Source organism: Exiguobacterium sp. s130 (assembly GCF_018619055.1).
Lineage (GTDB): Bacteria > Bacillota > Bacilli > Exiguobacteriales > Exiguobacteriaceae > Exiguobacterium_A.
The window spans coordinates 718,340-730,492 of sequence record NZ_JACSNI010000001.1; the positions used below are offsets into that span (position 1 = coordinate 718,340).

The window sequence follows — 12,153 nt, forward strand, 5'->3', positions numbered from 1 at the left end:
GCTCCTTCCGGAGTCGGGTGTAAACACCTGCGGGTCATCCCCGTTATCAGATGTTCGAGGTAGGCAATAGGTTGCTTACGAACGAGGGTGGTACCACGGAAGCGATGCTTTCGTCCCTTTTCAGGGATGAAAGCATCGTTTTTTTGCGTCCAAATAAAACCAATGGAGGTAACTGTTCATGAAAGCTCTAAAACCATTAACGGGTGCACAAATCCGTCAGATGTATCTTGATTTCTTCCAAAGCAAAGGGCATGCGATCGAACCGAGTGCTTCACTCGTGCCGGTCGAGGATCCATCGCTCTTGTGGATCAACTCGGGTGTTGCAACACTCAAGAAATATTTTGATGGTCGTGTCATTCCTGATAATCCACGTATCGTCAACGCACAAAAATCAATCCGGACGAACGATATCGAAAACGTCGGGAAAACAGCGCGTCACCATACGTTCTTCGAGATGCTCGGAAACTTCTCTGTCGGTGATTACTTCCGTGAAGATGCAATCAAATGGGGTTGGGAACTCTTGACGAGTGATGACTGGTACGGTCTTGACCCAGAACGTCTTTCGGTCACGATTCATCCGGAAGATGATGCAGCGCGTCAAATCTGGCTTGAACTCGGCGTACCGGCTGAGCGGATCATTCCGCTTGAAGATAACTTCTGGGAAATCGGTGAAGGTCCATCTGGTCCGAATACGGAAATCTTCTTCGATCGTGGTCCAGCTTTCGGAGACGATCCGAACGATTCAGAACTTTATCCAGGTGGCGAAAACGAACGCTATCTCGAGATCTGGAATATCGTCTTCAGTCAGTACAACCACGACGGACACGGCAACTACACGGAACTTCCGCGTAAAAACATCGATACTGGGATGGGACTCGAACGGATGGCGTGTGTCATGCAGGACGTGCCGACGAACTTCGATACGGATCTGTTCATGCCGATCATTCATAAGACAGAAGAAATCAGCGGCAAGATATACCGTGATGATTCGAAACTTGATGTAGCATTCAAAGTCATCGCAGACCACATCCGTACTGTATCATTCGCGATCGGTGATGGGGCTCTTCCTTCGAATGAAGGACGTGGATATGTCCTTCGTCGTTTACTACGCCGTGCGGTTCGTTATGCGAAGATGCTTGGGATCGAACGTCCGTTCATGTATGAACTCGTTGATACGGTCGGGAACGTCATGGTTGACTTCTACCCACAAGTTCCGGAAAAAGCGGACTTCATCAAACGCGTCATTAAAAACGAAGAAGAACGTTTCCATGAGACGCTTCATGACGGTCTTGCAATCTTGAACACGGTCGCTCAGACGTCTAAGGCAAACGGTGAGCATGTCATCAGTGGCGAAGATGCGTTCCGTCTGTATGACACGTATGGTTTCCCACTCGAATTGACAGTTGAGTATGCGGAAGATCATCAGATGTCTGTTGATGAAGAAGGCTTCAAACAAGCGATGGACGCACAACGTCAACGTGCGCGGGCAGCACGTGAAGAGAGCGGTTCGATGCAACAACAATCGGAAGTCCTCTCGACACTAAAAGATAAAAGTACGTTCGTCGGCTATACCGACCTTAAGGCGGATGCAAAAATCATCGCATTGTTGCATGATGGAGAACGAGTCACAGAAGTGGCTGCTGGTGAAGAAGCGCAAGTCATTCTCGATATCACGCCGTTCTACGCTGAAAGTGGTGGTGAAGTAGCGGATACAGGAACAATCGAAGGCAAAGACTTCGTTCTTGATGTCAAAGATGTTCAAAAGGCACCAAACGGTCAAAACTTGCATACGGTCATCGTCCGTACAGGAATCGCAACGGAAGCGGCGGATGTCGTTGCAAACGTCGAAGCAGCAGAACGTAAAGCCGTCACGAAAAACCATACAGCAACACACTTGCTTCATAAAGCATTGAAAGACACGCTCGGAACACACGTCAACCAAGCGGGATCACTTGTTTCTCCAGAACGTCTCCGCTTCGACTTCTCACACTTCGGTGCCGTGACACAAGAAGAGTTGACAAAAATCGAACAAGACGTCAACCAAGCGATCTGGGCATCATTACCGGTTGATATCGAAGAGATGAACATCGCTGATGCAAAAGCAAAAGGCGCGATGGCATTGTTCGGTGAGAAGTACGGTGAAACGGTCCGTGTCGTCTCAGCAGGCACATACTCGATTGAATTGTGTGGCGGAATCCACGTCGGAAACACTGCAGAGATCGGTCTGTTCAAGATCGTCTCAGAGTCTGGGATCGGTGCAGGTACACGCCGGATCGAAGCCGTGACAGGTGCAGGCGCGTATCGTGTGATGAATCAACACTTGGAAACACTCGAACAAGCAGCAGCTGTCTTGAAAACGAAAACGACGGAAGTTCCGGTCCGTATCGAAGCACTGCAACAACAACTTCGTGAGACGGAACGGGCGAACGAATCGTTGCAAGCAAAACTTGCGAACATCGAAGCTGCTTCACTAAAGGACGATGTTGAGGAAATCAACGGCGTACGTGTGCTTGCAAAACGTGTCGACGTCTCAGATATGGATGCCCTTCGCGGTATGATGGATGAGTTGAAGAGCTCACTCGGATCAGCAATCATTGTTCTCGGTAGTGCGCAAGGTGAAAAAGTCAATCTCGTCGCAAGCGTTTCAAAAGATTTAATCGACCAAGGCTATCATGCTGGTAAATTGATCAAGGAAGTCGCAACACGCTGCGGTGGTGGCGGTGGCGGTCGCCCTGACATGGCTCAAGCTGGTGGGAAAGATGCGTCGAAATTAGAAGAAGCACTCGCGTACGCTTCACAATACGTGCAATCACTGGCATAATAGAAACGTAGTGTATATGAAAGAGGTGATGAACGTGAGTCAGATGGATCAAACGATGAAATTCAACTTTCCAGAAGACGATAACAAAGCAGCGACACGGGATGTGTTGTTGACGGTCTATCATGCTTTAGAAGAAAAAGGATATCATCCGATCAACCAAATCGTCGGCTATCTCCTATCTGGAGATCCTGCTTACATTCCTCGTCATAATGACGCACGTAACTTAATTCGTAAGATTGAACGTGACGAATTGCTCGAAGAACTCGTGAAATCTTATTTGGCGGAGAGTGGAAATTCAAAATGAAACGTGCAATGGGACTAGACGTCGGTTCGAAGACGATCGGGGTAGCGGTCAGTGACTTGATGGGCTGGACGGCGCAAGGTGTCGAGACGGTCAAGTGGACGGAACCGGATTACCCAGAAGCCTTCAAACGGCTCGATGTCATCATGGAGACATACAATGTCGAAATCCTAGTCATTGGTCTTCCGAAAAACATGAACGGTTCCATCGGTCCCCGTGCGGAGGCGAGTGAAGCCTTTGCGAAGGAAATCGAACAGCATACTGGGCTTGAAGTCGTCTTCATGGATGAACGGTTGACGACGATGCAAGCAGAACGGATGTTGATCGATGCCGATGTCAGCCGCAAGAAACGAAAACAAGTCATCGATAAGATGGCTGCCGTCATGATCCTGCAATCGTATTTGGATCGGGCGAATCGATGAAGGGGGAGAAACCGATGGCTGAAGAAAAACGTCAGTATCTCTTTCCAGATGAAGAGGGCGGCGAACATCTTTTCGAAGAATGGTACCGTTACTCAAGTGAACGTACAGGAAAAACCTATCTATTTCTTGAAATGATCGGTAACCCTGACGAAGGAGCGGATGATCTAATCATCTGTGAGATCGATGAATATGGAGAAGGCGAAGATGATTTTGAATTGAGCCTGATCGATGAAAATGATGAGCAAACTTGGGATGAACTCGAGCTTGCGTTAAAGGAGCGGATCACTGATGCAACAGAATGAGCCAACACGTTACGTAATTCCGGACGGCGAAGGAAATGATTTCGAATTCGTAGAACGTCTGCGTTATGAAAGCCCACGTTCGAGCAAGACATACATCTTCCTCGAGCCAATCGGAGCAGATTATGACGAAGCAGAAGAAGTCGATATCTTCGTTTACGAACTCGACGAATACGGTGATGGAGACAACGACTTCAACCTCGTACCAATCGACGAAGACGATACAGCGACTTGGGATGAAATCGAAGAAGTCTTTAACACGCTCGAAGATCAGTTAGACTAACCCGACTCATGACAGGTGACGTCGTAAGAGACTTTCTCTTACGGTGTCACCTTGTTTTAAGAGAAGAAGGAGGAACCGATGGAGAACGAATGGAAGCAAAATGCTGAAATCGAAAAAAGGCGACGCCGGACATCACGCCGGATCACGCTGATCATCCTTTCTGTATTGTTGACGATTTTTCTAGTTACCAGTGCGGTCATCTATGTCTTTTTGAAAAATGCGCTTGAACCGGTCGATGAAGCAGCGACGAAATCCGTCAAAGTCGAAATTCCTTTAGGCGCAGGAACGAGTACGATCGCTTCCTTACTAAAGGAAAAAGATTTGATTGCAAACGAGACGATTTTCCGTTATTACGTCCGTTATAAGAATGAATCGTCATTCCAGGCGGGTACATATACCCTGTCACAAGCCATGTCCCCGGATGAAATCATCAATGAATTGAAAACGGGAACGGTCATGAAGGCAGCGGATGTGAAAATCACGTTACCTGAAGGCATCACGATGGATCGTCAAATTGATTTAATCGCGAAAGCGACGAAGTTCAAAGAAGAGACGATTCGTAAAGAATTGACGGATGCGATGTTCATCGATGCCATGATTGAAAAATACCCGATGTTGACGGATGAAGTGAAGAAGAATGGCGTCTTGTACGCACTTGAAGGATATCTCTTCCCAGCAACGTATGAGTTCGATAAAGGAAAAAGCATTGATCAAATCGTCGAGACGATGCTCGACGAGACAGAAAAAGTCTACGATGAAAATGAGGATGCCATTCGAAAGTCAGGCATGACCTTCCATGAAGTGCTCAGTCTCGGTTCAATGGTCGAGCGTGAAGCCGCGACACCGAAGGATCGTCGTGAAATCGCAGGCGTCTTCAAAAACCGTTTAGATGATGGCATGAAACTGCAGTCGGACCCGACGGTTTGGTATGGCACAGGCGAGAATACGGCATTGACGACGCTAAAGGATCTTGAGAATAACTCAAAGTACAATACGTATAAGTACGAAGGAATTCCGATTGGTCCGATTTCAACGGTCAGTAAGGATTCCGTATTAGCTGTCTTGAACCCGAATAAAACAAAATATGTCTATTTCTTCGCCCGTCCACCAAGTGATACACATCCACGAGGACAGATTCTTTACGAAGAGACATATGAAGAACATCAACGAAACGTCGTTAAGTATAAACCGGAATGGGTGGAATACGAAGCGAGTAAAGAGCAATGAGCAACGGGTTGGGTTGAAGCGGGAAGTTCGCTTCAAGTCAGCCTGTTTATGCGGAAGAGGGAGTGAATGGCGTGAAGGATTTCACGACCTATGTCGAATCGATGATTCATCCTCGTGATGCCCTACTAGAAGAAATGGAGCGTTATGCGGAAGAACATCATATACCGATCATCGAGTTGACCGGTTCCGAAGTCTTATTGTCGCTCCTGCGATTACAGCAACCGAAGCGTATTCTAGAAGTCGGAACAGCAATTGGTTATAGTGCGATCCGGATGGCACGTGCGTTACCGGATGCGCGTATTACGACAATCGAACGGAATGCAAAGCGGTATGAAGAAGCAAAAACCTTCATCGCCCGGTCAGATGTGGCGGATCGGATTGACATCATTTTTGGTGATGCAGTAGAATTAGCCGAAACGCTTGAAGACCAGTTTGATGCAGTCTTCATCGATGCAGCTAAAGGACAGTATAAAAAATTCTTTGCGGGATATGGGCGACTCATTCCAGAGGGCGGCGTGCTTTATACGGACAATCTCTTCTTACACGGAGATGTCCTTGAGCCTGACCCGAAGACGTTCGATCGAAGAAGACGTCGGCTCGTGCGTCTCGTCAAAGAATTCACGGTCTGGATGATGGAACAAGAACAATATGATACGACGATTTTTCCACTCGGTGACGGTGTATCCGTCAGTCGGAAAAAGTCGAAATGATGGAGGAACGAATGACATGCAAAAACCGGTAGTAATAGGCGTAGCGGGCGGAACGGGTTCAGGGAAGACGACGGTGGCACGTTCACTTGTCGATGCGTTCCCAAGCGAATCAATCGTCATGATTGAACAGGACGCATACTATAAAGACCAAAGTGAATTATCAATGGAAGAGCGATATCAGACAAACTATGATCATCCATTTGCTTTCGATAATGGTCTTTTGATCGAACACATTCAAGCGCTCCGCGAAAACATTGCCGTTGAAAAACCGGTATATGATTATGTCGCACATACACGTGCTCAAGAAACGATTCGTCTCGAACCACGTGATGTCATCATCGTAGAAGGAATTTTAGCGCTTGAAGACGAACGGTTACGGGAACTAATGGATATTAAGGTGTTCGTCGATACGGATGCGGACGTTCGCATTCTTCGTCGGATGCAACGTGATATCAACGAACGTGGGCGTTCAATTGATTCTGTCGTTGAGCAGTACACGAATGTCGTCCGTCCCATGCATCTACAGTTCTGTGAACCGACAAAACGTTATGCGGATATCATCGTACCAGAGGGCGGCGAAAACCACGTGGCAATCGATTTACTCGTAACGAAAATCCGAGCGATCCTTGATTATCGATCATCACTCGACCAAAGAGGATATTGATTCCAAAAAAGATGTGAATATACTATACTAGTGGAATAAAAAGGAGCGTGACAAAAATGGCAGAAAAGCAATACTACATGACGCTTGAAGGTAAAGCGAACATTGAAAATGAATTGAATGAATTGAAGTCAGTCCGCCGGAAAGAAGTCGTCGAGAACATCAAGATTGCCCGTTCGTTCGGTGACCTTTCAGAGAACGCAGAATATGATTCAGCAAAAGAAGAGCAAGCAATGGTCGAAGGCCGGATTGCTCAACTGGAAGAGATGCTTCGCAACGTTGCCATCATCTCGGAAGAAGAGAAGGATATCTCAGTCGTCGGTATCGGAACGACAGTCACTTTCTTGAGTGTCGAAGACAACGAAGAAGATACGTATACGATCGTTGGTAGTGCCGAAGCAGATCCGTTCACGGGTAAAATCTCGAACGAATCACCAATCGCAAAAAGTTTAATGGGGCACCAAGTCGGAGATCAAGTCTCTGTACCAGCACCAGGCGGCGAATACGCAGTAAAAATTACATCGATCAAATAAAGAACACAGGAGCCGGAGCAATCCGGCTTTCTGTTTGATGGAGGAATGGACCATGCCAATCGCAATCATCGGCGCAATGGAAGAGGAAGTCAACTTATTGCGCAACGAGTTGTCAGAACGTAAAGATACAGTCATCGCAAACTATCATTTTTATGAAGGACTCTTGAATAGCGTTCCTGTCGTCATTTTGAAGTCAGGAATCGGGAAAGTGAACGCTGCGATCGGTACGACATTATTGCTTGACCACTACAAACCAACTGCTGTCATCAATACCGGCTCAGCAGGCGGATTTAAAGAAGGCTTAACGGTCGGGGATGTCGTCGTCTCAACAGAAGTACGTCACCATGACGTAGACGTGACAGCGTTTGGTTACGAATATGGTCAGGTACCTGGAATGCCAGCTGCCTACCAAGCAGATCCAAAGCTCGTAGCAACAGCAGAAGCTGTCATCGAGCGCATGGATGCAATTCGTGTCGTTCATGGATTGATCGCGACAGGTGACTCCTTCATCCATGATTCAGAGCGTGCTGCTCAAATCAAGGCGCACTTCCCAGAAGTCGCAGCCGTCGAGATGGAAGCTGCGCCAATCGCACAAGTCTGTCATCAGTTTGGTGTTCCGTTCGTCGTGACACGTTCGATTTCAGATAGCGCTAATGAAGAAGCGTCACTCTCGTTTGATGAATTCCTCGAGATTGCGTCAATCAATTCCGCTAAAATGGTCATGGAAGTCGTTCGGACGTTAGCAGAATGATGTAGAAGGAAGGGCACGGGAGACCTTGCTCTTCCTTTTTTCTTTGACAAAAGCAAATTAACGCTTTATATTAGTACCAGATACTAATAACCAAAAGGGGATGCCTTATGAAGATCGGGATTGTAGGATTAGGAACGTCTTTGCCATCACGTCGCGTAACGAATGATGAGCTAGCAACGACGCTTGACACAAGTGATGAATGGATTCGGACACGAACAGGAATCGGGGCACGACGAATTGCAGCCGATGATGTGGATGTAACAGACTTAGCGACAGAAGCGGCTCAGAAGGCACTCGATGATGCTAGATTGACAGTAGAGGACATCGGCTTGATCATTGTCGGAACGGCAACAGGACGTGCGTTCCCTTCTACAGCCTGTATCGTTCAAGAGCGCTTGGGAGCACGAGGGGCGACCGCTTTTGATATCAGTGCGGCCTGTAGTGGATTCATCTTCGCATTACAAACAGCTGCAAGCATGTTATCAACAGTCGAAGGAAAACATGCACTGGTCATCGGTGCCGAAAAAATGTCGAGTATCGTTGACTGGTCAGACCGGTCGACAGCGATTTTATTCGGGGATGGTGCAGGAGCGGTCGTCATCGGACAAACTGAGCAAGAGGGATTAAATGCTTTTGAACTCGGAACAGACGGACGTGGAGCCCATCTGTTGTTTAAGGATGTCGATGGACCAATCGAGATGAACGGTCGCGAAGTCTTTAAGTTCGCCGTTCGTAAATTACCGGAAATCGTTGAGAAGGTCATTCAAAAAGCAGACAGCACGCTTGAAGATGTCGATATCTTGATTCCGCATCAGGCGAACCTACGCATCATCGATGCAGCGTGCGAACGACTGCATATTCCGCAAGAAAAAGTCATCGTTACGATCGATGAGCATGCGAATACATCTGCTGCTTCGATCCCACTCGCACTCGAAGAAGCACGTAAGCAAGGTCGTCTGACACCAGGTACGAAACTTGTACTTGCTGGCTTCGGTGCCGGATTGACTTGGGGAGCAGCATATATTACTTGGACTAAAGGAGAGAACACATAAGATGATGAGAAAACGCGTTGTAGTCACAGGAATCGGGGCATTGACACCAATCGGGAATGATGCGAATACATTCTGGGATGCATTAAAAGAAGGAACGAACGGAATTCGTCCGATGGAGCGTCTTGATATCGATGAGTATCCAACGAAGGTCACGGGCGAATTACAGAACTTCGATGTCACAGAATTCATTGAGGCGAAAGAAGCACGTAAAATGGACCGCTTCGTTCATTACTCACTTGTCGCAAGCATGGAAGCTGTAAAAGATGCTGGAATTGATATCAAGTCGATTGCTGAACGTGCAGGTGTCTGGATTGGATCAGGAATCGGTGGCGTTGAAACGATCGAGAAACAAGCGAAAATCTACTTTGAACGTGGACACCGTCGTGTCAGCCCATTCTTCATTCCAATGATGATCCCGAATATGGCAAGCGGTCAGGTATCGATTTATACCGGAGCAAAGGGACCGAATAACTGTTCCGTCACAGCATGTGCTTCAGGAACGAATGCCATCGGAGAAGCACTGCGTGTCATCGAACGTGGTGACGCGGATGTCATGATTGCTGGTGGTGCGGAAGCGCCGATCACGAACTTAGCATTTGCTGGTTTTTGTGCCAACAAAGCGATGTCAACGAACCACGATCCTGAGACGGCAAGCCGTCCATTTGACGAAGGACGTGACGGATTCGTCATGGGAGAAGGGGCAGGAATCTTGATTCTTGAAGAATATGAGCATGCAGTAGCTCGTGGTGCGAAAATCTATGCAGAGGTCAGTGGGTATGGATTAACAGCTGATGCGTACCACATCACAGCTCCGGATCCAGACGGAGACGGTGGAGCACGCGCGATGGCGATGGCGATTCAAGATGCGGGCATCACTCCGGAGGCAGTCGGATACATCAATGCTCATGGAACGAGTACACCAATGAACGACATCCTTGAAACAAAAGCGATCCACAGTGTCTTCGGTGAACAAGCGAAACAACTCGTCGTCAACTCGACGAAATCGATGATCGGTCACTTACTTGGTGGAGCAGGTGGCGTCGAGGCAATTGCGACGATTAAATCATTACAAGAACAAACAGTTCACCCGACGATTCATCTCAAACAGCCGAGCGAAGGCTGTGATCTCGATTATGTGACAGAAGGTTCACGTCACGTCGAAATGACTTATGCGCTCAGCAACTCGCTTGGGTTCGGTGGACACAACGCATCACTCGTCTTCAAACGGTATGAAGCTTAAGCTCAAGCGACTCCCTTGAAACATCAAGGGGGTCGCTTTTTTGATGAAATTCTGATTCAATAGAGAAATGCGTGTTTGACGCAGAAAGGAGTCGTTTATGACTAACATCACAAGAAAAACATCAATCCTGATATTGATCTTATTTTTATTGATTGGTCTCAGTGGTACGCTCATATATCGTCTATCATCATCTCAAAAGACCAAAACAGATCAGGAGACCCAAGCAGTGAAGGTTGAATTAATTGAATCATCACTCCCGAAGACATCCGATATTGCGTTAGCGACAGATAGTCGTTCTCAGACACTGTTAGCACAACTGTATGAAGGATTATATGTCTTTACTTCTGGGACATCCGTCCGTCGAGGATTAGCACAGGATATGTCAGTCTCAAAGGATCGTCTGACGTATACGATTCAACTCAAACAAACGAAAAATGCGCAGGGTCAGCCGATCACGGCACAAGACTTTGTCGATAGTTTCCGACGTGTCGCAGCTAATAAAACGAATTCTCCTTATGGTTTTTTATTTGAAGTGTTTGAAAATGGACGTGCCGTCAATGACGGAAAAATGAAGCCAGAGCGTTTAGGTGTAAAGGCGAAAGGACGCAATCAACTTATCATCACGTTGAATCAGCCGGTTTCGAATCTAAAGGAATTACTTGCGATGTCCGTCTTCTATCCACAACCGGAATCAAAGAAGTGGGAAGAACTTGTTGGAAATGGTGCATTTACACTAGAAAAAATGTCGAAAAGCGGATATACGCTTAAGAAAAATGATCAGTATCATCAGCAAAACGTTGTTACAGTAGCGAAAATAGAAAGCCGTATCATTCCCGATCATCAGACGCAATGGAGTTCGTATGAGAAAAGCAAGGCGGCTATCCTTCCATTACAAGAAAGTGTCGAAACACAAGGTGATCAGGTTTCACGACCGACCTATCAAAAAAAGCGGAGTGGTGTCTTTTATATCGCCTTTAATCAAAAAAATGACACGTTCCGCGATACGACACTCAGAAAGCGGATTGCTCACGCCTTGATGGAAAAAGAATCGGTTCAACTTCCTTTAGGGTATGCAGGTATTCCGACGAATCGATTCGTCGTCACTGATACGAACGTATTGATGTCAGAATCCGTTCAAGAGAAACCTGAAAAATCACAAGAACACAGTAAACAACAAATTGAGATGCTTAATTTTGATGATCCACAAGCAAAACGGATTGGGGAACAACTCGAAACCTATCTTGAGAAACAAATACCTGAGATTGATATCATTCTTAAGCCAGTCGCGATTGAAGAGAAAATCGACAAAGAACAATCATCACGATATGCGATGACTTTGACTGGATGGATGCCAGATTATCCAGGACCGCTAGCCTATTTAAATCAATTCGTCTCAGACAATCCTTTAAATTCGGTGAATTATCAATCCAAGGTATACGACCAGACAGTTGAAAAAGCACGAAAAGAAAAAGAGATAAAACGAAAACAAGCACTCTATCATCAAGCCGAAAAACGGTTAATCCATCAGGATGCTGTCGTCGTTCCTTTGTATCAGACGACTGAGAAATTATATGTTTCTGATACGATTCAAGGAATTGAAGTACCGATTTATGGACCGGAATACCTACTCCGCTCGATGAAAATTTTAAAATAATCACTTAACTGGGACCATTATTTCTTAAGGTCCCAGTCTTTTTTTGAAAAAATATTTAGAAAAATCGGATAAAAGGTTTGCAAAATTATCAGAACATTGTAAACTATTTGTAACGAAGGGTTTGATTCGAATATAGTAATTCTTTTTTTTTCGGTCAAAAACCTGACAGTATCATTTTTTTAGAAACCTAGGGGGGTCA

At 46.4% G+C, this 12,153-nt stretch carries 13 protein-coding genes and 1 other annotated feature (1 of these 14 running past the window's edge); all 13 genes read left to right on the forward strand.

Going from position 1 to position 12,153, the window contains the following annotated elements:
* Positions 1–121 (forward strand) — a binding site (T-box leader); it begins 90 nt to the left of the window's first position.
* Positions 122–178: 57 nt separating this feature from the next.
* The gene (gene alaS, locus HZS85_RS03535) at positions 179–2,821 is read left to right on the forward strand and encodes an alanine--tRNA ligase (RefSeq protein WP_214853112.1); all 2,643 of its coding nucleotides are present in this window, start codon (positions 179–181) and stop codon (positions 2,819–2,821) included.
* Between the two features lie 34 nt (positions 2,822–2,855).
* Complete coding sequence (locus tag HZS85_RS03540) at positions 2,856–3,125, forward strand: IreB family regulatory phosphoprotein (RefSeq protein ID WP_029342229.1); 270 nt, start codon at positions 2,856–2,858, stop codon at positions 3,123–3,125.
* Positions 3,122–3,544 carry a Holliday junction resolvase RuvX gene (ruvX, locus tag HZS85_RS03545; RefSeq protein ID WP_056062458.1) on the forward strand — a complete coding sequence of 141 codons (423 nt, stop codon included), beginning with the start codon at positions 3,122–3,124 and terminating at the stop codon, positions 3,542–3,544. Before HZS85_RS03540 ends, ruvX begins: the two co-directional genes overlap by 4 nt.
* Positions 3,545–3,558: 14 nt before the next feature.
* Entirely contained in the window at positions 3,559–3,846 is a 288-nt protein-coding gene (locus HZS85_RS03550) for a DUF1292 domain-containing protein (RefSeq protein WP_023468909.1), read from the forward strand.
* Positions 3,833–4,126, forward strand: a complete 294-nt coding sequence (locus tag HZS85_RS03555; RefSeq protein ID WP_023468908.1) for a DUF1292 domain-containing protein — start codon at positions 3,833–3,835, stop codon at positions 4,124–4,126. The genes HZS85_RS03550 and HZS85_RS03555 overlap by 14 nt, the downstream gene beginning before the upstream one ends.
* Before the next feature lie 78 nt (positions 4,127–4,204).
* Positions 4,205–5,353 (forward strand): endolytic transglycosylase MltG, encoded by a 1,149-nt coding sequence (mltG, locus tag HZS85_RS03560; protein WP_035406563.1) that lies wholly within the window; start codon positions 4,205–4,207, stop codon positions 5,351–5,353.
* A gap of 71 nt (positions 5,354–5,424) precedes the next feature.
* The gene (locus tag HZS85_RS03565; RefSeq protein ID WP_081780346.1) at positions 5,425–6,063 is read left to right on the forward strand and encodes an O-methyltransferase; all 639 of its coding nucleotides are present in this window, start codon (positions 5,425–5,427) and stop codon (positions 6,061–6,063) included.
* A 16-nt stretch (positions 6,064–6,079) separates the two neighbouring features.
* Positions 6,080–6,727 (forward strand): uridine kinase, encoded by a 648-nt coding sequence (udk, locus tag HZS85_RS03570; protein ID WP_214853116.1) that lies wholly within the window; start codon positions 6,080–6,082, stop codon positions 6,725–6,727.
* A gap of 56 nt (positions 6,728–6,783) precedes the next feature.
* Entirely contained in the window at positions 6,784–7,257 is a 474-nt protein-coding gene (gene greA, locus HZS85_RS03575; protein WP_029342224.1) for a transcription elongation factor GreA, read from the forward strand.
* 52 nt (positions 7,258–7,309) lie between these two features.
* Positions 7,310–8,008 carry a 5'-methylthioadenosine/S-adenosylhomocysteine nucleosidase gene (gene mtnN, locus HZS85_RS03580; protein ID WP_035406568.1) on the forward strand — a complete coding sequence of 233 codons (699 nt, stop codon included), beginning with the start codon at positions 7,310–7,312 and terminating at the stop codon, positions 8,006–8,008.
* A gap of 107 nt (positions 8,009–8,115) precedes the next feature.
* Entirely contained in the window at positions 8,116–9,060 is a 945-nt protein-coding gene (locus tag HZS85_RS03585) for a beta-ketoacyl-ACP synthase III (protein WP_214853126.1), read from the forward strand.
* Between the two features lies 1 nt (position 9,061).
* The gene (fabF, locus tag HZS85_RS03590; protein ID WP_214853128.1) at positions 9,062–10,300 is read left to right on the forward strand and encodes a beta-ketoacyl-ACP synthase II; all 1,239 of its coding nucleotides are present in this window, start codon (positions 9,062–9,064) and stop codon (positions 10,298–10,300) included.
* A gap of 226 nt (positions 10,301–10,526) precedes the next feature.
* The gene (locus HZS85_RS03595) at positions 10,527–11,954 is read left to right on the forward strand and encodes a peptide ABC transporter substrate-binding protein (RefSeq protein WP_214853130.1); all 1,428 of its coding nucleotides are present in this window, start codon (positions 10,527–10,529) and stop codon (positions 11,952–11,954) included.
* Positions 11,955–12,153 lie beyond the last annotated feature (199 nt).

Coding starts and splice junctions, on each gene's coding strand:
- udk (WP_214853116.1), top strand. CDS start 6,080: ATGCAAAAACCGGTAGTAATAGGCGTAGCGGGCGGAACGGGTTCAGGG.
- HZS85_RS03555 (WP_023468908.1), top strand. CDS start 3,833: ATGCAACAGAATGAGCCAACACGTTACGTAATTCCGGACGGCGAAGGA.
- mltG (WP_035406563.1), top strand. CDS start 4,205: ATGGAGAACGAATGGAAGCAAAATGCTGAAATCGAAAAAAGGCGACGC.
- alaS (WP_214853112.1), top strand. CDS start 179: ATGAAAGCTCTAAAACCATTAACGGGTGCACAAATCCGTCAGATGTAT.
- mtnN (WP_035406568.1), top strand. CDS start 7,310: ATGCCAATCGCAATCATCGGCGCAATGGAAGAGGAAGTCAACTTATTG.
- ruvX (WP_056062458.1), top strand. CDS start 3,122: ATGAAACGTGCAATGGGACTAGACGTCGGTTCGAAGACGATCGGGGTA.
- greA (WP_029342224.1), top strand. CDS start 6,784: ATGGCAGAAAAGCAATACTACATGACGCTTGAAGGTAAAGCGAACATT.
- HZS85_RS03550 (WP_023468909.1), top strand. CDS start 3,559: ATGGCTGAAGAAAAACGTCAGTATCTCTTTCCAGATGAAGAGGGCGGC.
- HZS85_RS03585 (WP_214853126.1), top strand. CDS start 8,116: ATGAAGATCGGGATTGTAGGATTAGGAACGTCTTTGCCATCACGTCGC.
- fabF (WP_214853128.1), top strand. CDS start 9,062: ATGATGAGAAAACGCGTTGTAGTCACAGGAATCGGGGCATTGACACCA.